This is a genomic window from Paenibacillus sp. sgz302190 (genome assembly GCF_059820445.1).
In genome coordinates, this window is record NZ_JBZYAO010000016.1 from 117,607 (window position 1) to 137,668 (window position 20,062).

Annotated in this window: 20 protein-coding genes; 11 read left to right on the plus strand and 9 right to left on the minus strand. The window is 50.7% G+C overall.

From position 1 onward, the window contains the following. Positions 1 to 48 precede the first annotated feature (48 nt). Positions 49 to 1,239: a macrolide family glycosyltransferase gene (locus AC6RNO_RS18900; RefSeq protein WP_497106356.1), complete on the plus strand. Its 1,191-nt coding sequence runs from the start codon at positions 49 to 51 to the stop codon at positions 1,237 to 1,239. Between the two features lie 157 nt (positions 1,240 to 1,396). On the opposite strand, the gene AC6RNO_RS18905 is transcribed toward AC6RNO_RS18900, so the two are convergent. Next, positions 1,397 to 2,194 (minus strand): AIM24 family protein, encoded by a 798-nt coding sequence (locus AC6RNO_RS18905; protein WP_497106357.1) that lies wholly within the window; start codon positions 2,192 to 2,194, stop codon positions 1,397 to 1,399. 201 nt (positions 2,195 to 2,395) lie between these two features. On the opposite strand from AC6RNO_RS18905, the gene AC6RNO_RS18910 reads away from it, so the two are divergent. After that, on the plus strand, positions 2,396 to 3,397 hold the full coding sequence (locus AC6RNO_RS18910; RefSeq protein ID WP_497106358.1) for a GNAT family N-acetyltransferase: 1,002 nt from the start codon (positions 2,396 to 2,398) through the stop codon (positions 3,395 to 3,397). A gap of 16 nt (positions 3,398 to 3,413) precedes the next feature. On the opposite strand, the gene AC6RNO_RS18915 is transcribed toward AC6RNO_RS18910, so the two are convergent. Together AC6RNO_RS18915 and AC6RNO_RS18920 are read right to left on the minus strand one after the other, a co-directional pair. After that, on the minus strand, positions 3,414 to 4,310 hold the full coding sequence (locus tag AC6RNO_RS18915) for an EamA family transporter (protein ID WP_497106359.1): 897 nt from the start codon (positions 4,308 to 4,310) through the stop codon (positions 3,414 to 3,416). A gap of 426 nt (positions 4,311 to 4,736) precedes the next feature. Next, positions 4,737 to 5,423 carry a methyltransferase domain-containing protein gene (locus AC6RNO_RS18920; protein ID WP_497106360.1) on the minus strand — a complete coding sequence of 229 codons (687 nt, stop codon included), beginning with the start codon at positions 5,421 to 5,423 and terminating at the stop codon, positions 4,737 to 4,739. 346 nt (positions 5,424 to 5,769) lie between these two features. Here AC6RNO_RS18920 and AC6RNO_RS18925 point away from each other — a divergent pair, with 346 nt between their 5' ends. Next, entirely contained in the window at positions 5,770 to 6,441 is a 672-nt protein-coding gene (locus AC6RNO_RS18925; protein ID WP_474685360.1) for a hypothetical protein, read from the plus strand. 135 nt (positions 6,442 to 6,576) lie between these two features. Here AC6RNO_RS18925 and AC6RNO_RS18930 read toward each other — a convergent pair whose 3' ends face one another. Next, entirely contained in the window at positions 6,577 to 8,139 is a 1,563-nt protein-coding gene (locus AC6RNO_RS18930) for a stalk domain-containing protein (protein ID WP_497106361.1), read from the minus strand. A 711-nt stretch (positions 8,140 to 8,850) separates the two neighbouring features. On the opposite strand from AC6RNO_RS18930, the gene AC6RNO_RS18935 reads away from it, so the two are divergent. The 4 genes from AC6RNO_RS18935 (at position 8,851) to acpS (ending at position 12,001) form a co-directional block, all read left to right on the plus strand. Beyond that, positions 8,851 to 9,552: a GntR family transcriptional regulator gene (locus AC6RNO_RS18935; protein ID WP_474685352.1), complete on the plus strand. Its 702-nt coding sequence runs from the start codon at positions 8,851 to 8,853 to the stop codon at positions 9,550 to 9,552. A gap of 22 nt (positions 9,553 to 9,574) precedes the next feature. After that, a complete protein-coding gene (gene uxuA, locus AC6RNO_RS18940; protein WP_497106362.1) occupies positions 9,575 to 10,657 on the plus strand; it encodes a mannonate dehydratase in 1,083 nt (360 codons plus the stop codon). Continuing rightward, positions 10,654 to 11,502, plus strand: a complete 849-nt coding sequence (locus AC6RNO_RS18945; RefSeq protein WP_497106363.1) for an SDR family NAD(P)-dependent oxidoreductase — start codon at positions 10,654 to 10,656, stop codon at positions 11,500 to 11,502. The genes uxuA and AC6RNO_RS18945 overlap by 4 nt, the downstream gene beginning before the upstream one ends. Positions 11,503 to 11,590: 88 nt before the next feature. Beyond that, positions 11,591 to 12,001: a holo-ACP synthase gene (acpS, locus tag AC6RNO_RS18950; RefSeq protein WP_497106364.1), complete on the plus strand. Its 411-nt coding sequence runs from the start codon at positions 11,591 to 11,593 to the stop codon at positions 11,999 to 12,001. Here the strand turns inward: acpS and AC6RNO_RS18955 are convergent. Continuing rightward, a complete protein-coding gene (locus tag AC6RNO_RS18955) occupies positions 11,985 to 12,365 on the minus strand; it encodes a c-type cytochrome (RefSeq protein ID WP_497106403.1) in 381 nt (126 codons plus the stop codon). The genes acpS and AC6RNO_RS18955 overlap by 17 nt on opposite strands. A gap of 31 nt (positions 12,366 to 12,396) precedes the next feature. Beyond that, on the minus strand, positions 12,397 to 12,963 hold the full coding sequence (locus tag AC6RNO_RS18960) for a hypothetical protein (RefSeq protein ID WP_474685348.1): 567 nt from the start codon (positions 12,961 to 12,963) through the stop codon (positions 12,397 to 12,399). A 108-nt stretch (positions 12,964 to 13,071) separates the two neighbouring features. Here AC6RNO_RS18960 and mutY point away from each other — a divergent pair, with 108 nt between their 5' ends. Next, a complete protein-coding gene (gene mutY, locus AC6RNO_RS18965) occupies positions 13,072 to 14,223 on the plus strand; it encodes an A/G-specific adenine glycosylase (RefSeq protein WP_497106365.1) in 1,152 nt (383 codons plus the stop codon). Here the strand turns inward: mutY and AC6RNO_RS18970 are convergent. Next, complete coding sequence (locus AC6RNO_RS18970) at positions 14,220 to 14,903, minus strand: Crp/Fnr family transcriptional regulator (protein ID WP_474685346.1); 684 nt, start codon at positions 14,901 to 14,903, stop codon at positions 14,220 to 14,222. The genes mutY and AC6RNO_RS18970 overlap by 4 nt on opposite strands. A gap of 27 nt (positions 14,904 to 14,930) precedes the next feature. Beyond that, positions 14,931 to 15,299 carry a hypothetical protein gene (locus AC6RNO_RS18975; RefSeq protein WP_497106366.1) on the minus strand — a complete coding sequence of 123 codons (369 nt, stop codon included), beginning with the start codon at positions 15,297 to 15,299 and terminating at the stop codon, positions 14,931 to 14,933. Here AC6RNO_RS18975 and AC6RNO_RS18980 point away from each other — a divergent pair. After that, positions 15,234 to 15,632, plus strand: a complete 399-nt coding sequence (locus AC6RNO_RS18980) for a CGNR zinc finger domain-containing protein (RefSeq protein ID WP_497106367.1) — start codon at positions 15,234 to 15,236, stop codon at positions 15,630 to 15,632. The genes AC6RNO_RS18975 and AC6RNO_RS18980 overlap by 66 nt on opposite strands. A gap of 431 nt (positions 15,633 to 16,063) precedes the next feature. Here the strand turns inward: AC6RNO_RS18980 and AC6RNO_RS18985 are convergent, their stop codons facing one another. Then, on the minus strand, positions 16,064 to 16,678 hold the full coding sequence (locus AC6RNO_RS18985) for a Fe-Mn family superoxide dismutase (protein WP_497106368.1): 615 nt from the start codon (positions 16,676 to 16,678) through the stop codon (positions 16,064 to 16,066). 413 nt (positions 16,679 to 17,091) lie between these two features. Between AC6RNO_RS18985 and AC6RNO_RS18990 the strand changes: the two genes are divergently transcribed. Together AC6RNO_RS18990 and AC6RNO_RS18995 are read left to right on the plus strand one after the other, a co-directional pair. Further along, positions 17,092 to 18,906, plus strand: coding sequence for a histidine kinase (locus AC6RNO_RS18990; RefSeq protein WP_497106369.1), 1,815 nt, complete (start codon positions 17,092 to 17,094; stop codon positions 18,904 to 18,906). Continuing rightward, positions 18,900 to 19,997: a response regulator gene (locus AC6RNO_RS18995; protein WP_497106370.1), complete on the plus strand. Its 1,098-nt coding sequence runs from the start codon at positions 18,900 to 18,902 to the stop codon at positions 19,995 to 19,997. Before AC6RNO_RS18990 ends, AC6RNO_RS18995 begins: the two co-directional genes overlap by 7 nt. The last annotated feature ends 65 nt before the right edge of the window (positions 19,998 to 20,062 follow it).

Below are 20,062 nucleotides of genomic sequence, written 5' to 3' on the forward strand. Positions count from 1 at the left end.
TTGATTCCATTATTTGATTCGAGCGATGGTACCTAAGGAGTGGTAGAAATGGCGCGTGTTTTATTTATTAATGGCGGATCAGAGGGACATATCAATCCAACTATTGCAGTTGTGCAAGAGCTTATTTCGCGTGGGGAAGAGGTAGTGTACTTTTCTATAGAAGCTTTTCGGGAGCGTATTGAGAAGACGGGAGCTTCTGTACGAACATTTGACGATCAAAAATTTATAAAAGCCTTTATCTCAGGCGGAAGAGATTATTTACTCGAAAGAGTCAACGGTCTGTTACTTACAGCGGATATAGTCATACCAAGCGTTCTTGAACAGATCAAAGGAGAGCATTTTGATTACATCATCCATGATTCCATGTTTGGTTGCGGACGTTTGCTTGCTCAAATTCTTAAGCTTCCTGCTATCAACTCCTGTACTTCTTTTGCGCAGACAAAAGAATCATTCGATAAGATTTTGGAGCAATTTTCCATAAAGGTCCCTGCGGACATCATTAAACCTATAACCGATAGATTTCAAAGCCTGACGGAAATGCTGAAGGAAAAATACGATGTGGAGATCCATTCTCCTTACGAAGTGTTTTGTAATCCTGCACCGCTTACAATCGTTTATACAACAAGGGAGTTTCAGCCTTATGGAGAAACATTCGACCAGACTTATAAATTTGTAGGTCCATCCATCTCTTCACGTTTAACTCAAGAAAACTTCGACTTTACTGCAATCAAGGAGAAAAACCCAATTTACATTTCACTGGGCACAGTTTTTAACCAAGCAATTGATTTCTATAAGCTTTGTTTTGAGGCATTGGGGAACACTGATCATACGATTGTCATGTCTATTGGGAATAGAACCCAAATTTCTGATTTAGGGGAAATTCCTGAAAACTTCATCGTAAAAAATTATGTTCCACAAACTGATATCCTGCAATACACTAAATTATTTATTACACATGGCGGAATGAACAGCACCAGCGAAGGTCTCTATTACGGGGTTCCGCTCATTGTAATCCCGCAAAGCGCGGATCAGCCGATAATTGCGGGACAAGTCGCCAATCTCGGAGCAGGCATTCAATTACAAATGCAAAGCTTGACTGCAAATGGGCTGCATGAAGCCGTAGAACATGTGTTAAGCCACCCATCCTTCAAGAAAACTGCTGCAAATATGAAGGAATCTTTTCAAAAATCAGGCGGGTATCATCAAGCTGCTGATGAGATTTTCGAATTTAAGGACTAACCGGGAACGATAGCGGCGCGCAGCTCCCGGCGCGTGGTGTGGCGCCGCATGACGGTCGTCAACCACATGAATAATTAAGGCAGTTAAACTGGTCCGCCAGTTCTTAACTGCCTTTTTCAATGCTTCGCCGATGTCCGGCCGACCTGCTGCCAACACGCTATTGCCTGGAGGCGGCTGGGGAGGGAGCGGCTTTGTAATCCATTAGCGGCGCCAGCCAGACCATGCCGGTTCCTCTGTACACATTGACCAGCCCCTCGCCCGAAACAGCCGATCCCAGCATGCTTTTGCCGGATTTTTCGACGGTAAATTCCAACGAATCGGACCACATTAGCGCGAAGTTGCCGTCCACCTTCAGCACATCGTTGTGCAATTCCACGACGACTGCTTCTTCGGACGGGATCGGCGCCTCCAGCGCCAGTATCCCTTTGCCTTTGGCGCTCAAATTGAACAAGCCTTCTTTGCCGAGAGCGGCGGAGGAAAGGGTTTTGCGGGCGCTTACCGATACGTTCAGCGACGTTTCGCAAGCTAAAAACATGCCGTCCTCTACAACAATGTGATCATTGTCGACATCAATTAACCACAAATATTTATAGGTGGTCTCCAGCATAATGGTACCTGTGCCTTTGTAGACAGGCTTGACGGCGCTAGTTCCGGTCACCGCACTGGCTACCAAATTTCGCATTAACCCGCCCACGCCTTTTATGCCTGAAGTCATCTCAATGTTACCGACCATATACTGCATCGCTCCCGCGCTCATCATGATCTCGTTGTTGTTGAGCTCGATCATAAGCTGCTTTTTGCGCATGTTGCTTCTGCTCATAAAATAGTTGGCCTCTGCGTCTGCAAGGGACGTACAACTCAAATCCCCGATATACTCCAGTACCGTAAACCCGCCCAACTGCTCTTTGATGACGATGTTGCCGTTATTTTTCAGATTATTTATTGTAAAAGCCATACGCTTATATGCCTCCTATTGTATTCGTTTCATAAGGACTGGGAAAATTCTTCAACCATTAAAGCTTTCGACAAGAAAAGCCAATTTCCTTGCCGTGCAGCCTAACGTAATCATTGTTTTACTTAAACTCTACATACTAAGTGAATGGTATTTTTTGGTATGATTATCACGATAAAATTTGTTGTAGGGAGAGGTCGCGGAATGTCTATTGTACTAAGGGTTTTACGGTTGCCGGACGATTATGCCGATTTGGCCAAACTGTTGAATACTCACTGGTCAGAGCCGACGACGGCGGAGAGGCTTGAGGAAGATGATGCAAAGCTTTTTGAAGTAGGCCATACCTATATGGATCAAAATGGGCTGCTCGCAGGATATGACCGTACCCGGCAAGTGGCGGTTACCGATCAAGGCGCTATCGTAGGTTACGTGTGGTCTTGGCGGGCGCCCTGGACGGAACCGGGGTATCTCAATAACACGCTTGTCGTGGATGAACGATACCGCAAGCAGGGCGTTGGGCGGCTTCTCTTTCGGCATGCTGCAGATTGGGGTAGCCGGCTTGGGGCGACAACACTCGTTACGGAGGTTTGGGATGACAGCCCGGAGTCGCTTCAATTTGCTGAACATAGAGGGTTTCAAGTTGAACGGCATTATTTTCAATCGATGCTTAACTTGGAGAAGGCCGACCTGGTGGGCGTCTGCGATGATGGTGTTATTCGAGCGCTGGAGAGCGAAGGTTTGCGATTCACGACGTTAGCGGATGAGGCGGGTGAGAAGAGCGAGCAGAAGCTTTATGAGCTGTACAAAGAGACCCTGGTGGATATACCCGGGTTTACCGGAGAGGTTCCCGCCATCGACGAATGGCGAAAATGGTACCTGATGGTTGACGGCTATGCCCCGGATCAAGTCATCATTGCAGCAGATCGCGACAAATTTGTAGGTGTATCCAATGTTCTGCACAATAAGTTGACAAACGGCATGTATCACGAATATACCGGTGTCGGCAGAGACTACCGCGGCCGTAAAATTGCTTTGGCTCTGAAAATGAAAGCCATACTTCTTGCCAAGCAGCGCAGAGCCGCCTACATCCGCACAGACAATGAATCCACGAACGAGCCCATTCTGCGGATCAATCGCCGCCTAGGCTATGAGCCCATGCGTGGGACGTATCGGTTGGTTGCCAAACTGAAGGATATATGCCAATGAGATAAACCTCTATGCACTATACATGTCCTGTCCTGCGCAACGATTTCGGCTTAGTGTTAACGAGGACTATGCTGGACACAATCAGAACGAGCCCCGCCACCAGTTTAAACGTAATCGTTTCATCGAAAAAGAGGACGCTGATCATAATCGCAATGAGCGGGATCAGAAAAGTAAATGAGCCCACCTTGCTTGCTTCGCCCGAATTGACAAGTCTGAAGTAAACAAGCCAGCCTAAGGCTATGACGAAAATCGAAATAAACAGCAGCGTCGATATGAACGGCGTTGTCCAAACGATAGCGGACCAGCTTTCAGTGAAAGATCCGGTAATTATTAAGACGATGCCCCCAACGGTAATCTGCACGGCAACCATCCAGATGGCGTCTACCCGGGCTGCCGTTTTCTTCGTATATACGGTGCCGAGAGCCCAACTAATCGCGCTGCCGATGGCAAGCAAAATCCCGGCAGCCGAAATATGGCCGGAACCCCCGCTTACGCTGATGGCGGCGACTCCGATAAAGCCGACAATCAAGCCGATGATTTTCAAACCGTACATTTCTTCCCCCAGCCACAACCAAGAACAGAGGCCCAGGAGCACGGGTTGAAGGAAAACGATCGCTGCAAAAAGCCCTGCGGGCAGAAATTTCAGCCCTACGGTTTGAAAGCCGTAATATAAAATAATGTTCAGCACGGAGGAGATGAGATAGATGTGCCAAGTATTTTTCAGAGCAAGCCTTTTGTAACGGGGCAGAGCGAAGAAAACTAAAATAAGCCCGCCTATCAACGTCCGCAAACCTGCAAAAAGCAACGGAGGCGTGAATTCGAGCGCATATTTGGAAAGCGGCCAGTTGACTCCCCACATAATAACAAGAAACAATAAATAAACAGTTGTACGTGTTCGCGAAAGTTGCGGCATGTTCTTCAACTCCTGTTATCGTTTTATTTCTTAAAACATGATACAACGACTTTTAAAATAAATAAAATGAATGTTTATTATAGAGGAGATAACAAATTTGTTATGACCCATTCACAATTGAAATTGTTTGTGAAAATAGTCGAGACCGGAAGCTTCACAAAAGCAGGTCGAGAACGGGGAGAAAACCTGCGAAAGTACAGGAATTTCTGTGAAAATGGTTCATTTTGGTGAAAAACCTGCGATTGTGCAGGAATTTTAGAAAGAAATGAACCCGAGCCCATGGGATCGGTGAAAAGCCTGCACAATTGCAGGAATTGTTTCGTGGTCGGTGTATCAACGGGCAAAAAGATGCACTTTTGCAGGTTTTCTTCGCGAAACGGCGCAGTGTACTATCGGCCGGAAGCCTCATTCCATCATAGCGTGGAACTACAGCTGAAGCCACCAGATGCCCGCACATTCCGGCAAACATACAAGACTTTCTTCAACAACTCTGGCAGCCAGTTCTTTTCCAAAGAAAAATCCGGTTAGTTCTTCGGCTTCATGAATACTTTCAAAATGATAATCAATTCTTATCCATTTGTGCTGGAACCCATACTCTTCAACTAATGCTTTATAGTATTGTTCCAGAAATTGGGGCGGGTTTGGCGTCTCCGTTCCTGTACCCATAGTCTCCAAAATAACGACCGTGCCATTGGGGCGAAGGACCCGCATGATTTCTGCCATAATCTCGCGGATGTTTTGTTTCCAGTTCGGAACGTCTGTATTCGTTAAATATGATATAGTCCAGCCAGCTACTATCAAATCTGCGCTTGCGCTTTTTAGAGGGAGCCTTCTATGGTCGGCTATTTGAGTGGACCAGTTCGTGCATCCGGCTTTTTCCAAGCGCTCTGCAGTGATACGAAGCATGGCTTCTGAAGCATCTAAAGCGATGATTGATTTTGCATGTGGGGCTAGTAGAGTTGTCACTCTCCCCGAACCTGCTCCCAGATCGATAATATCGAGTCCCTTAAATCCCCTAATATCTTCAAAGTATCCGGTTAAGTCAGGCTGCCTGGAAATTAATCGGTGATACGTTTCAGCTTCATTTTTATAGATCTCATCATGGTTCGGCATCGTTGTTCCTCCTTTGTTTTCCTAAACAATAAAGGTTGACGCTGCGATAAGGTCAAGCTTGTTTATAAAAAAGACCGTTCTGCCAAGAAGCGGTGGAAGCGGTCTTTTTTGAATTTCAAGAAATGGTGCGCAGGAATCCGTGCTATTGCTTTTTTCCGTAAACATTAATTTTTCGCAGGTTTTTTGACAGGTTGTCATAATTTTCCCGAAGGAATTTGGTTTCGTCAGTTGTTTGCAATGTTCGACAATTTACTTGTTTATCATACAAAATTTTACATGACTTTATTGGAAAATGATGCTAGTATATTATTTGTTTGCATATATATTACAGAGGGAGTGGTTTGTTATGAAGAAATTGCTTATTGGTTCGATTGTACTGCTATTCATTTTATCCGGGTGTACATCAGCAAAGTTTAAAGAAAGTATGGACACCGGCAATAAGGCTTTGACTGATAAAAAATATAGCGATGCCGTTACGGCTTTCTCCGCTGCTGTAGCTGAAGAACCTAAAAATGCGGAGGCGAAGCAAAAGCTGGACGAGGCTAACAAACAAGTAGAAGAAGAAAAGAAAGCAAAAGAAGAGGCAGAGAAGAAAGAAAAAGAAGCTGTCAGCAAATATATTGATGATATTAAATCGCTAACCGCGGAAGTTTTAAAAGTCAATACTGCCTGGGAGCAACTTCGCCAGTCTTCTGCGAGCGGAGCGGTAGACAACGATACTTTCGGCCAACTGGTTGAGGAAAAGTTTTTACCGGCTACTACGGAACTAGCGGGAAAAGTGAAAAAAGTCGCTACGCCTACAGAAGAGGTTCGTCAAGCACATGAGCTTTATATTGCATCTTTGGAGAAGAATCAACAAGCTTTTTCTGAAATATTCGCTGCAATTGCGGCAGACGATATGTCAAAAATTACACATGCCAACCAATTGTTGTCCGATGCACAAAAGTCCGAAAGAGATTTCGTGGCGAAATTGAAGCCTATTACCGAAAAATATAACATCAAGATGGATTCGAAATAGAGCGGCTTGGTACTAGGTGGGCTGCCCCTTGACGCTGAGATAAGGTCAAGCTTGTTTATAAAAAAAGACCGTTCTGCCAAGAAGTGGCGGAAGCGGTCTTTTTGGAATTTCATGAAATGTGCGTATGAAGCTGTGCTATTGCTTTTTCCCGTAAACATTAATTTTTCGCAGGTTCTTTGACAGGCTGTCATAAATGATGATGTTTCCATCTGCATCGACCGTAAACTGTTCGCTGGTTCCGAGAATCAGCTTGCCGGGTTCTCTCGGATTGTCCGGGGTAGCCTCTCCCGATGTCGGAACGCTTTGTCTAAAAAATGGTACCGGATCGTAAGAGTTAGTCTCGGGATTGTAGATTCCTTTGTTATAAGTCAATTGATCGAGTTTGACGTAATTTTCAACGGTACCGTTCAAATCGATCCGGTAAAAACCTTTGCTGTCGTAAGCGTAAAAATACCCGTTTTTTGCGATTGCGCCGGAGATGGTATCCATGTTTAAGGTGGTTTTAACGCGGGTCGAACCGGGCTCTACGACATGAATCGTTTTGCTGTCGGTATTCAAATAGTACAGCTTTCCGTCCTTGACCATCGACGAAAGGCGGCCTTGCGTTTCCCGCGGCAGAGACGCCAACGAGTGAACGGTCCCATCCGTTCCAACCTCCATAATTTGTTTCTGGAGCTTGTCGCTAAAGTAATAGCGATTCTCGTCGATCTTGGAAAAGAAGTTGCTTGCAGGGTCCAGGGCATGATCCAGACTGTAGCCGATTAATTTCACTGACGGTAGTACTTGGTAGAAAATAGATATTTTTGCAGAAGGACCGCCCGCCTCCGCCATAATGAACAATTCGCCGCTGGCTTCATCGTAGAACAGGGCAGTGGGCTGTACTTCCCAATGCATCAAATGGTTCGTGAACCCATTCGAATCCTTGTAGGTAAAATTAAAACGCTCATCGATGCTTACCGCGGGCTGCAAAGGTCCTCCCGCATCGGTGCGGGGGTTAAATTTTTTAATGGAGAAAGTAGGGGAATTGCCCCTCGTCAAAAAATACAAGTTTCCTGAATTATCCGATGACATGACGGTTCCATAAACGGAGGCGCTCCAATAGCTACTGCTTATGTAATATCCTGGAATATCGGTCTTTTCGGCAATGCTCAGATTATCGACCGTGGGCTTTTCCAGCTTGATGAGGCTAGGAACGGCGGGTGAGGGCTGCGGCGGCTTCGTTTCCGTTTGCTTGCTTGTCATAGAAATCGCCTGGGTGTTCGCGTCATACGTTACGTTCATATCCATGTTCTCTGCAATGAAGCGAAGGGGGACTATAGTCGTATTGTTCACGATCAAAGCGGGCTGGTCGAGGCCCATCTCTTTTCCATTGACCGCGGCTGTCGGCTTATCTATGGTCAGCGAGATCGTTTTCTTTTCGGCTGTCAAGGTAACAGTCCTTGTAAGGTCATCCCAAGTGACACTGCTGCCAAATGCTTCGCCTACAAAACGCAGAGGAACCATCGTGGTGCTGTTGATAAGAACAGGCGCTGTCTGCAGTTCCACGGTTTGGCTGTTCATGACCGCATGGGGGTCGTTCAGTTTGAGCGTAATCACGTGCCGGCTCGCATGCGAAGGTTCCGCAGCCTGGGCATTCGCCACTGAGAGTGAAAGCAGTGCTGAGCATGTAAGCAGCAAAAAGCAAGATTTTTGTCGCATCGTCAAAATAACTCCTTTTTTTGTTAGAGGCGGCCGAGGGGACCTGAATTTTGGGTGCCAGCATTCGTGAAAGGCCCCGGCAGCCCGCAAAAACCTGCGAAAACTCCCATGACGTCGTGAACCTCACCCACAGAATGAAAATATAGTCAGGCCTACTGTGTTCTATTTTCGTATAAAGTGCAGGCAGCCCAAAAATCCCCGCGTCAGGGGCTATAACCACAATCTGCCTGGCTGCTCGAAGAAAACCTGCAAAAATACATGAATTTGTGGCATTGAACGCTTGTCACGAACAATTCCTGCAAAAGTGCAGGTTTTTTAGCGGGGACATGGGCTCAGGCTCACTTTCAGCGAAAATTCCTGCACTTTTGCAGGTTTTTCGCCAAAATAAGCCAATTACGGAGAGAAAACCTGCACTTTCGCAGGTTTTTCCTGCGTTTCAAGCACATGTGCTGGCTCCTGACGTGCGATTTTCCAACAGCCTGACTTTTAGGAGTGTCTGCTCGTTACAAATGACTTGCCAGTGCCGGCAGGCGAGAGTTTCTCGACAGTCTCTTTTTTTGCAGTTGATGCGGGCAATAGAAGCAGCATGTAATTTTCGACAAAATCGTAGTGTTTTCCTGCATTCTCCAGCTTAGGGGTGATTAAAAAAAGTAAATATTGATTTGTATACAAGAACACAAGTATACTTAAATAAAACAGTGAGGTGGTCATATGACATTTTTGTCGCCGTTGCCGCCGCAGCAGCGCAAATCGCTCGGGGACCAGGTTTACGAGTCCATCCGGGAAAGCATCGTTTCCCTGCGGCTGGAGCCGGGGAGCATGATTTACGAGAATGAGCTTTCGGAGACGCTGCATGTAAGCCGCACGCCGATCAGAGAGGCCATTCGGCTGCTCGTGAGCGAGCAACTGCTGGAGGTGCTTCCGCAGAGGGGGACGCGCATTGCCCACATCTCCAAGCGCAAAGTGGGCGAGGCCCGTTTTATCCGCGAGCATCTGGAGCTCGGGGCTTTTCGTCTTGCTGCTACAATGTGGGACCCGCAGGAGCACCAACGTACGAAGAATACACTGCTGGACCTGATCGGGAGGCAGCAAGCTGCGGGGAAAGAAGGCAGCATCGAGCTGTTTCTTCAGCTGGACGAAGAGTTCCACCGCGTAATTCTGGAAGTGACGGGCAATGCCACGCTGCTTCAGGTGATCAATCATATGCGCGGGCATCTGAACAGGCTGAGGTTTTTGGCGCTCAAGCAGTTCCATTACCTGGATAAGGTGATTGAGGAGCACAAAGGGCTGCTTGCGGCGATTGAGCAGGGGGATGAGGCGCTGACGGCCGCCAGGCTGGAGGCTCATATCAGCAAACTGGATGTGGAGCTTCCGGAGCTTCATGCGATCTATCCGCAATATTTTACCGATTAAAGAGAGATGGAGGGACCAGAGGATGAGGATGGTATTCAGATGGTACGGGGAAGGCAATGACACGGTATCGCTGAAGCAGATCAAGCAAATTCCGGGCGTTGAGGGCATAGTTTGGGCGCTGCATGACGTGCCGGCGGGCGAAGAGTGGCCGATGGACAAAATTCTCGCCTATAAGCAGCTGGCGGATCCTTACGGCCTGCACCTGGAGGTGGTCGAGAGCGTCAACGTGCATGAAGACATCAAGCTGGGGCTGCCGACCAGAGACCGGTACATCGAGAATTACAAAAAAACGATCGGAAAGCTGGCGAAAGTTGGCGTGAAAACGATTTGCTACAATTTCATGCCTGTCTTCGATTGGCTGCGCACCGATTTGTTCAAGGAGATGGAGGACGGCTCCACGGCGCTTTTTTATGAAAAAGCCAAAGTCGAACGGATGGACGACCCGAGCGAGTTGGTCCGGATCATCGCCGACAATCCCGATTTCACGATGCCGGGCTGGGAGCCGGAAAGGCTCAGCAAGCTTGCTCCGCTTTTGGAAGCATATAAAGATGTGACGGAAGAGGATCTGTGGAGCAACCTGCAATATTTCTTGGAGCAGATTATCCCTTGCGCGGAGCAGCATGATATTCGCATGGCGATTCATCCGGACGATCCGCCGTGGTCGATTTTCGGGTTGCCGAGAATTATGACGAGCCAGACGAACATCAGGCGCCTGCTCAAGCTCGTAGACAGCCCGTACAACGGCGTTACATTGTGCAGCGGTTCGCTCGGGGCCAATCCCGATAACGATATTGAGGCGATGGTGCGGGAGTTCGCCGATCGTATCCCGTTTGCGCATATCCGCAATGTAAGGGTGTACGAGAACGGCGATTTTATCGAAACTTCCCATCGGACGAGCGACGGTACCGTAGATATTGCGGGTATTGTCAAAGCGTATCATGACAACAACTTTACCGGGTACGCAAGACCGGATCACGGAAGGCATATTTGGGACGAGGAATGCCGGCCGGGGTACGGGCTTTACGATCGGGCTCTGGGCATTATGTATTTGTGGGGCGTGTGGGATTCGCTGGAACGCATGAAAAAGCGGGAGGTCGTCAAATGATACCCATTCATGAAAATCTAAAAGGTAAAGTCGCTGTCGTAACCGGGGGCAGCGGGGTGCTGTGCGCGGCTATGGCCAAAGAGCTTGGACGGCAGGGCGTCAAAGTCGCGATTCTCAACCGCACAGCCGAAAAAGGCGAAGCCGTCGCCGAAGCGATCCGGCAGGCGGGGGGCGAAGCGATCGCGGTCGCTTGCAATGTGCTGGATGCCGAAAGCGTGAAGCAGGCGGCAGCCGAAATTGCGGGCAAGCTCGGCGACTGCGACATTCTCATTAACGGAGCGGGCGGGAACCACCCGAAGGGGAGCACGACGAACGAAACGTTTAAGCCGGAGGATTTGCTGAATAAGGAGATCACGACTTTTTTCGACTTGAGCGAAGAAGGGTTCGGATTTGTGTTCAACCTGAATTTTCTAGGAACGCTTATACCTACGCAAGTTTTCGCCAAACAAATGATCAACAAACCCGGAGCCGTCGTGATCAACATGTCGTCCATGAGCGCTCCGAGCCCGATGACCAAAGTGCCCGCCTACAGCGCGGCCAAAGCGGCCATCGACAACTTTACGCAGTGGATGGCCGTGCATATGGCCGATGTCGGCATCCGGGTCAACGCGCTTGCGCCGGGATTTTTCCTGACGGAGCAGAACCGGAAGCTGCTGACGAACGAGGACGGCTCCTTGACGGAAAGATCGCACAAAATCATTACGCACACGCCGATGCGAAGGTTCGGCAAGCCGGAAGATCTGCTGGGCACTTTGCTGTGGCTGGTCGATGACAGCACGGCGGGCTTCGTTACCGGCATCACGGTTCCGGTAGACGGCGGGTTCATGGCCTACTCGGGCGTTTAAAATGCCGGGACAACCTTGACCTGCACCATGGAATCATGTACGCTGAACAGCAAAGCGATATCGGAATCGATACGGAGGGCTGCAGTCCATGATTATTGGGGTCGGAATGGATATGGTGGAAATTTCCAGGCTGCGTAAAATTCTCGAAAGCTCAGTGGGGGACCGCTTCCTGGAGCGGATTTTGACGCCGCGGGAGAGAGAGCTTGCCCAGCAGCGGCGCGGGCGTCTCGCGGAATTTGCGGCAGGGCGGTTCGCCGCGAAGGAAGCGGTCGTGAAAGCGGTCGGCTGCGGCATCGGCAAGCAGATCGGCTTTCAGGATGTGGAGGTGCTGCCGGATGCGCTCGGCAAGCCGGAATGCGCCGTCGCGGCGGCCGCGCTGGAGCGGGCATGCATAAGCGGCAGCCCCCGCATCCATATCAGCATTACGCATACGGAGACGATGGCTGCCGCTTATGTCATCGTGGAACAATTGCAAGCAGGCGTTACTTCTTCGAGCTGAGCCAATCCGCAAGCTGTCCGATTTCGTCATCGGACAGCTTTTCTTTGTAGGCCGGCATGCCGCCGCCGCCGTTTTTGATCTTGTTGGCGATCTGCTCTTTGCTCATCGAGCCGCCGACCTTTTGCAGGTTCGTTCTGGGTCCGACCTTGCCTGCGAGATCGACGCCGTGGCAGCTGATGCACTTGTTCGTTGTAAACATCTCCTGCGCCTTGACGAACGTCTCATTGCTTTCCGTGCCTGCGGTAGGAGCGGGTGCGGCCGATCCGGCCGGGGAGCCGGACTTGCCGCCGCCGCAGGCGGCAAGACTAATGACCAGCAGCCCCATCAGCAGGGCGCCGCCGCTTTTTAACCACTTTTGCTTCATCACTTCACTCGAACCTCCATCCCTCAAAATACTATTTGGCCCACACGCGCAGCATGTAACCGCCGGCCAGCAGACTGATGCCGCCCATCCCTTCGAGGATGATACCGGAATAGCCCAAATACCATACGCCCATAATGGCGGATAAGGCGAACAGCCACAGCCCCAGGTAGACCAGCGGTCTGCCCAGCACCAGCCCGAATTGCACGAAGCCGACGGCCAGCAGGAACGAGCGCAGCACGGGCGCGAATAACGGCCCTACGGCGCCGATCGCTTCCAGCAGTGCGACCGCCGCGATCAGCAGCGCTCCAGGCAGCAGCAGAAGCAGCGGATTGCCTATGCGATCCGCGTCCTGCGATGCGGGATCCGCGGCGCCTTTTTCCCTGCGCATCCCTCCGATCTGAATCAAACTTGCGACAACCGCCGTAATCAAACCGGCCAGCTTGAGCCAGTCAAAATCCCGCCAAATGATCATAAAATCGACTGTGGCGCTGAAAATCCATTCGGCTCCCCAAATAAAGAGCAGCGGAATAAGCGGCTTTGCTCCGGCCAGCCAAGCTTTCCTTTTATTTGCCAAATCCGATTGCTTTGCGTTCTGCATACTTTCACCTCTGGTTTTCTCTTGCACACTTCTCTTATAATGAAGTCATGTCCATTGTTCCATTATAACTTGATCCGGTCCGATAGAGAAGGAGAGCAAGAAGAGCTTATGTACAGTGAAGAGCAAAAGCATTATTTTTCAACCGGTCTGCTTGACTGGTACCGTGCGAACAAACGGGATTTGCCGTGGAGAAGAAGCAAAAATCCTTACCATATATGGATTTCGGAAGTGATGCTGCAGCAGACGAGAGTGGATACGGTAATCCCGTACTTTCACCGTTTTACCGAGCAATTTCCGACTGTGGAGGCGCTGGCGAACGCTCCCGAAGAGGACGTGCTGAAAGCGTGGGAAGGCCTCGGGTACTATTCCCGCGCACGCAATTTGCAGAGCGCCGTCAGGGAAGTCCACGAAAGATACGGGGGAATCGTGCCCCAGGAAAAGGAAGAAATTTCCTCGTTAAAAGGGGTCGGTCCCTACACCTCCGGGGCGATCCTGAGCATCGCTTATAACAAGCCCGAGCCCGCTGTGGACGGCAATGTGATGCGGGTGCTGTCGCGCTATTTTCTCATCGAAGAAGATATTATGAAGCCTGCGACTCGCGTAAAAATGGAGCATTTGGCGCGGGAGCTCATTTTGGAAGGAACGGCTAGCGATTTCAATCAGGCACTGATGGAGCTCGGTGCGATGGTGTGTATGCCGCGTTCGCCGCACTGCCTGACGTGTCCGGTAATGGCGCACTGCCGCGCGCGCGAAGAAGGCATGGAAGAATCGCTGCCCATTAAAAAGAAAGCGAAACCGCCCCGTCCCGAGCTGCGGGCCGTAGCTTTGGTTGAAGGCACCGGCGAGAACGAGGGCAAATGGCTGATCAGGCAGCGCCCGCAGGAAGGCTTGCTGGCCCGCATGTGGGAGCTGCCGCATATCGAGCTGAAAGCGGCCTCGTGGAGTTCGGATGCCGAGACGATGAACGAGCTTCGGGAGACGCTTGCGGAGCAAGAGCAGATCGTAATAAGTCCTTTGGAATGGTTGGCGGATACGAATCACACATTCAGCCACATTTTTTGGGACATGAAGGTGTATCGGGCCAAATTGGGCGAGATGGGCCGCCAGAGGGATGGGGGAGAATGGATTCCGTTCCATTATCGCTGGGTAGGTGCGGATGAGCTGCAGCAGTATGCGTTTCCTAATGTTTTTCTGCGGATTATGAAAGATTGGCAGAAGCGGTCACGACAAACGAATCGCAGCGTTCCCGAAATCCGTTAACGGATTTCCCGCCGGATTGCTTCCACATTTTTGAGCGTGATCTTTTTCTTATCGATTTCGATCGACCCTTCGTCCAGAAGCTCCTGCAAAACCTTTGTGACCGATTCCCTAACGGTGCCGACCATGTTGGCCAATTGTTGATGGGTGAGCTTCACGTCGATCAGAAGCCCGTCTTTCGTCGGAGTTCCGTGTTCTTCGGACAGGCGGACGATCGTTTTCATAATGCGCGAGCGGACGCCGAGAAAAGTAAGATCGTAAATTTGCTCGTTCGCTTTGCGCAGCCGTTCCATCGTCGTCTCCAAGAGCTTCAAGCACAGCTTGGGGCTCTTTTCCAAGTATTGCGCAAATACCGAGCGTTTGAGGGTGTACATGACGCAGGCATCCAAAGTTTCGGCGGTAGCTGAACGGGTGAGACCTTCTTGAATCAATGCCATTTCTCCAAAGAAGTCGCCTTCGCGGAACAGGGCAAGAATGATCTCCTTGGCATCGTCCAACCGGTAAATTTTGACGACACCCGTCTTGATTAAATACATTTCCTCCCCGATTTCGCCTTCCAGGAAAAGGATTCTGCCTTTCTTCACTTTCTTTTCTGTAAAAAGAGGGGCGAGACCAAAGAGCTCTTCTTCCGACAGCTCTTGAAAGAGGGGGACATTTTGAAGAAGCTGAACAATCGTTTTCAACAGGCGCTCATCTCATTTCGGTCATAATCAAACGACCAGCTGTTCCCCGATTTCTTCAATCATTATGTTCAGCGTACGCGACAAATCGACTTCGTAAGGGTCTCTCAGTTCTTGTCCGGATGCGCTTCTTAGTATACGTACGACAGGCCGCTGCATACTGTGGGTGTTCAACCGGGAGACGCTCAGACCCAAGGGGTAGATCGCGACGTTGCTGCGGAACAGCTTGACCATATCTATATCGTACAGCTTTCCGGCGTTCGCGTAAAGCACTTCGAGAGGCAAGTGCAACGGTATTTCTTTCTCAATGACAACGAGCCGGAACTCGTCCGAATGTTTCTCCAAAATGTGATCCGTCTCCGGGGTACGGTTTACAACATTTTTTGGGCGTTGACTCAAGGTAAGTCTCCTGGGCAAGAAGATTTAGGGGTTTTAAACGAATATGTCAAAGATTGTTATGGTCATCTAACGATCGCTGATTCGACAAAAGGATTTGTGTGGCAGTGGGTGAAGGAGCGAACGGTTGACGATTGCCTGTGGCCTATCGTACGTTCCGCAGCGGAATTGCTTACTTCCGAGCTATTGTCTCGTGTCCGCTTATGCCCCGGGGAGCATTGTGGCTGGTTGTTTTTGGATACGACCAAAAATCGGAGCAGGAAATGGTGCGATATGAAGGATTGCGGTAATGTGGTAAAAGCGCGAAATTATCGAAAACGGCAAAACTCCGAATAAAGCGGCTAGATGAGCTTGCAAGGGAGAATTCCTGCAAAAATGCAGGTTTTCCGGCGTCTGCACGGGTGCTGGCTCATTTTGAAGGGAAATTCCTGCACAATTGCAGGCTTTTCCCCGAACCGGGCTGCTTCCGCGGAAAAAACCTGCACAATTGCAGGCTTTTCCCCAACCCGAGCCGCTTTCGCCGTAAAAGCCTGCACAAACGCAGGCTTTTCGGCTTGCCAAGACGCTCCACAGCCAACCGCACCACCGTGGAGCGACTTTTATCACGCAAAAGGAGGCGCGGAAATTGTACGTGCCGCCTCGGATTTTCCTAACGGTTCGCTCGCGCAGCGAAGCCCCAAAATAAAGAACCTTCAACCCCACTGCGACAGTGGTGTTGAAGGTTTTTTCATAGCCGTTGCCCCGAAGGGGGAAGCGGCTGACGTTCATTACTTCGCTGCTGCTTCGTAACGTTTGCCAACTTCAGCCCAGTTCACAACGTTCCAGAACGCTGCGATGTAGTCAGGGCGTTTGTTTTGGTATTTCAGGTAGTAAGCATGTTCCCATACGTCCAGGCCGAGGATCGGAGTTTCGCCTTCGAAGATCGGGCTGTCTTGGTTAGGCAAGCTGTACACTTTCAGTTTGCCGTCTTTGCCTACTACGAGGAAAGCCCAGCCGGAACCGAAACGAGTTGTAGCCGCTGCCGCGAAAGTTTCTTTGAACTTGTCGAAACCGCCAAGCTCGCTCTCGATAGCTGCTGCCAGTGCGCCTGTTGGAGCTCCGCCGGCGTTAGGGCCGATCGTTTCCCAGAACAGGGAGTGGTTGGCATGGCCGCCACCGTTGTTGCGAACGGCAGTGCGGATATCTTCCGGTACGCTGTTCAGGTCGGCGATCAGGTCGTTCAGGGATTTGTCATGAAGCGCAGGGTGTTTGTCCAAAGCTGCGTTCAGGTTCGTTACATATGCATTATGGTGACGTCCGTGGTGGATTTCCATAGTCGTCGCATCGATGTGAGGCTCCAGTGCGTTGGTTGCGTATGGTAATGCTGGTAATTGATGTGCCATTTTCAAAATACCTCCTAAATAATATGTAATTTCAACACTTTCATTATGACCCATTTTGTATAATAAATCAACATTTATGTTTACTAAGTCAGCCCGCCGAGGCGTTCGATTTTGCTCAGTGGCGAAACTGCACCATTCACCTCCTGATTGTCCGGATATCCCCGGGAGACTGCGGCCTGAATTGACGCCGACGCCGCATCATTCCGTCATTCTTCTGAGTTTTACCGCCGGACTCCTAGATTAAATTCCGAAACTTTCCGCTTTTTTATGCGTCTGTCCGGCCAAAATTTCCATCATGCAGCCCGGCGCGTTCAAATAATCTTAAAATTAACTTCATATTAGCTTCATATTCTCATAATAAATCGTGCCAATAATGAATGGCGATGCAGTTTCAAGCATGGAGGCGAAAAAGCGTGCGATTGTGGCTTCGATTAATTACAGGAATCAACAGCAGCTTCCAGGTCAAGCTGATCGTGAATCTTGCCTGTATTATTTTGCTCGCTTTCGGCATTACCGGATACCTCACATACCGGAACAATCTCGATTTGTTCGAACAAGAAATCAGCAAGCAATTCTCCAAGACGAATGAAGAGGCGCTCGCCAAGCTGGAGCTCAAGGTGCAGGAAATCAACCGCATTTCGCAAACGATCGTCTTCAACCCCCAGATTGAAAAAATGATCGGCCGCATTAACGAAAGCAACAATTCGGACACGCCCTCCGACCCTTTTCACATTTATTTCGATAAAAAACAGATCGAAGAGCAGATGCTGCAAATCAAGCTCGACGTTCCGAATATGACCGGGCTTTACTTGTACGACCTGAACGGAAATCCGTCGTATTTCAGCTACACGACTTCGTCGATCAATCATTTGGACGAGAGCCTGTTCCGGACGATCCGTTCCAAAATCAACAACAGCTCCGGCGACATGGTGTGGATGAACATGGCTGTGCCCAGCTCGATCGAGCCGAGCGGCTACCGCAATACGATCATTGTGGCGCGATTTATGAAAAATAATATGCTGGCGACGTACGGCATGCTGGTCATGGCGATCGACGAAACGTTTTTTTCCAGCTCGCTCAAGGAAATTACGAAAGACGGCCTGGGGCAAGTATATTTGTTCAATCAGATGCAGGAACTGCTTTACACGAATACGACGCCGGATACGCGCAAAGATTTGCGGGTGATGAACGGCCTTGAGGAGACCAAGGTGCTCGACAATCATCTGTACGTCCAGAACGCTTCCAAAACGATCTCCTTCAAGCTGGTCAGCGGCACTTCTCTGACCGAGATACGCGCCAAGAACCGCGAGCAGTTGGAGCGGATTCTGGTGTCCGGGCTGATCATCGCGCTGGTAACGAGCGTGCTCATTATGCTGTCGACCGGCAAGCTGCTGCGGCCGCTCACGGATTTGCTGCAAGGGCTGCGCAAAGTGCGCTCGGGGGATTTTGATACGCGGATCGAGGTTCGGACGAAGGACGAGCTTGCTTTTATCGGCGACAGCTTCAACGCGATGACCGAGCAGGTGGGACGGCTGATCAAAGAGGTGTACCTGACGCAGCTTAGCGAGAGGGAGGCGGAGCTTAAAGCGCTGCAGGCGCAGCTGAATCCCCATTTTTTGCACAATATGTTCAACGAAATTTACTGGAAGCTGTACCTTCGCAACGAGGAGGAGACCGCCGGATTAATTGCCGCGATTTCGGATATGCTCAAATATTCGCTGATGCCCGTGCAGACGTTGACGACGGTTGGCGAAGAACTGCAGCAAATCCGGAATTATGTGAAAATCCAGCAGGAGCTGTTCGAGACCGATCTGGAAACGAGGATCGAGGCGGACGACGACGTGTTGGGTTGTGAAATGATGCGCTCTATTTTGCAGCCGTTAGTAGAGAATGTGTTCATACACGCTTTCCGTAACAAAGTGTCCGATAAAAAGCTGACGATCCGGGCCAGGCGCAAACAAGAAACGCTGGAAATTGTCGTGGAGGACAACGGCTGCGGGATGGAAGCCGAGGCGGTTGCCAGGCTGCTGGATTTTGACGGCTCTGCGCTGCCCCAACGCAAAGACGGCCGGGAAAGCCTCGGGGTGCGCAGCGTGATGCGAAGAATTGCGCTATTGCATGGTGCTCCGTATCGGCTCGAAATTCAAAGCACGGCAGGCGAGGGGACCGGGATGCGCCTGATTTTGCCGTATAACTCCGTTGGAAAGGATGAGCCCAGAGCATGCTGACGAGCGGGAATGTAATTATTGTGGAAGACCAGCCTAATTTTCGCAAAGGATTGGTCAAAATGCTGGAAAGCCAGGAGCTCGGCTGGAAAGTGGTCGGCGAGGCGGGCAACGGGCAGGACGCGCTGGCATTGGTTCATCGGGTCAAGCCGGATCTCGTGCTGACGGATATCCGCATGCCGGTTATGGACGGGATGGAATTTACGGGACATCTTCGGGAGAGCTATCCGGATATGATGGTGATCGTCATTACCGCGTACAGGCATTTTGAGTATGCGCAGGCGGCCGTGCGGCACGGGGCGCTTGACCTGCTGGTCAAGCCGTGCACGGAGGAGGATATCCGCAGCGTGCTGGGCAAGGCGTCGAGGCATATTCAGGCGCGGGAGAGCCAGAGGCTGACCAGGTTGTCCGGCTCCAATCAGCCTGTGGCGGAAGGGCAGCTGGCGCTGAATCAGGCGGGGATCAAGGAGCTGGAATTGCAGCTGATGTCCGGCATTTTGCAAGGACAAGCGGGGTATGTGCAGCAGCAGCTGCGCAAAATGGTCGGCGAGCTGCGGCAGCTGTCGCCGGACGAGGCGGCGCTCCGGGCGTTGACGCTGTCGGCGGCGCTGCACGGCACGGTCCGCAAGCAGTTCCCCGACCTGGACGACGGTTCGCTGGCGGCCGCGGCGCGGAACATGCCGGCTGCGAACGGAACGGTAGGGGACATCGTCGGTTGGGCCGGCGAGCAAGCCGAGAGCTTTATCCGGTTGTTGGAACAGTGGCAGGCGTCCAAAAGCGATACGGCCATCGAGAAGGCGCTCAAGTACATTGAGGAGCACTATGACAAGGCATGCCGCTTGACCGATGTGGCGGACCGCGTAAACCTGAATCCGAGCTATTTTAGCGTCATGTTCAAAAAGGCCGTCGGCGACAGCTTCACCAATTATGTGAATCGCGTGCGGATGGACAAAGCCGCTGTGCTGCTGCGGAGCACGGATTTGAAAATTTTCGAGATCGCCTGCGCGGTCGGCTTCGACGAGCCGAATTATTTTACGAATGTGTTCAAGCAGCAGTACCGCATGTCGCCCAAAGAATACCGGAGGATGCCGTAGCGGGTACCGGAAGGCTTGTCGTAGGGTGCCGGACGCATGGCTTGGGGTCCCTGGGCGGTGTCGTA

What these genes read in the sequence shown, in the direction of transcription:
- AC6RNO_RS18955 (WP_497106403.1), bottom strand. Translation starts at nt 12,365, where the DNA reads ATGAAGCAAAAGTGGTTAAAAAGCGGCGGCGCCCTGCTGATGGGGCTG.
- AC6RNO_RS18920 (WP_497106360.1), bottom strand. Translation starts at nt 5,423, where the DNA reads ATGCCGAACCATGATGAGATCTATAAAAATGAAGCTGAAACGTATCAC.
- AC6RNO_RS18910 (WP_497106358.1), top strand. Translation starts at nt 2,396, where the DNA reads ATGTCTATTGTACTAAGGGTTTTACGGTTGCCGGACGATTATGCCGAT.
- AC6RNO_RS18935 (WP_474685352.1), top strand. Translation starts at nt 8,851, where the DNA reads ATGACATTTTTGTCGCCGTTGCCGCCGCAGCAGCGCAAATCGCTCGGG.
- AC6RNO_RS18915 (WP_497106359.1), bottom strand. Translation starts at nt 4,310, where the DNA reads ATGCCGCAACTTTCGCGAACACGTACAACTGTTTATTTATTGTTTCTT.
- AC6RNO_RS18995 (WP_497106370.1), top strand. Translation starts at nt 18,900, where the DNA reads ATGCTGACGAGCGGGAATGTAATTATTGTGGAAGACCAGCCTAATTTT.
- AC6RNO_RS18945 (WP_497106363.1), top strand. Translation starts at nt 10,654, where the DNA reads ATGATACCCATTCATGAAAATCTAAAAGGTAAAGTCGCTGTCGTAACC.
- AC6RNO_RS18900 (WP_497106356.1), top strand. Translation starts at nt 49, where the DNA reads ATGGCGCGTGTTTTATTTATTAATGGCGGATCAGAGGGACATATCAAT.
- mutY (WP_497106365.1), top strand. Translation starts at nt 13,072, where the DNA reads ATGTACAGTGAAGAGCAAAAGCATTATTTTTCAACCGGTCTGCTTGAC.
- uxuA (WP_497106362.1), top strand. Translation starts at nt 9,575, where the DNA reads ATGAGGATGGTATTCAGATGGTACGGGGAAGGCAATGACACGGTATCG.
- AC6RNO_RS18985 (WP_497106368.1), bottom strand. Translation starts at nt 16,678, where the DNA reads ATGGCACATCAATTACCAGCATTACCATACGCAACCAACGCACTGGAG.
- AC6RNO_RS18925 (WP_474685360.1), top strand. Translation starts at nt 5,770, where the DNA reads ATGAAGAAATTGCTTATTGGTTCGATTGTACTGCTATTCATTTTATCC.
- AC6RNO_RS18960 (WP_474685348.1), bottom strand. Translation starts at nt 12,963, where the DNA reads ATGCAGAACGCAAAGCAATCGGATTTGGCAAATAAAAGGAAAGCTTGG.
- AC6RNO_RS18905 (WP_497106357.1), bottom strand. Translation starts at nt 2,194, where the DNA reads ATGGCTTTTACAATAAATAATCTGAAAAATAACGGCAACATCGTCATC.
- AC6RNO_RS18980 (WP_497106367.1), top strand. Translation starts at nt 15,234, where the DNA reads ATGTTTCTCCAAAATGTGATCCGTCTCCGGGGTACGGTTTACAACATT.
- AC6RNO_RS18930 (WP_497106361.1), bottom strand. Translation starts at nt 8,139, where the DNA reads ATGCGACAAAAATCTTGCTTTTTGCTGCTTACATGCTCAGCACTGCTT.
- acpS (WP_497106364.1), top strand. Translation starts at nt 11,591, where the DNA reads ATGATTATTGGGGTCGGAATGGATATGGTGGAAATTTCCAGGCTGCGT.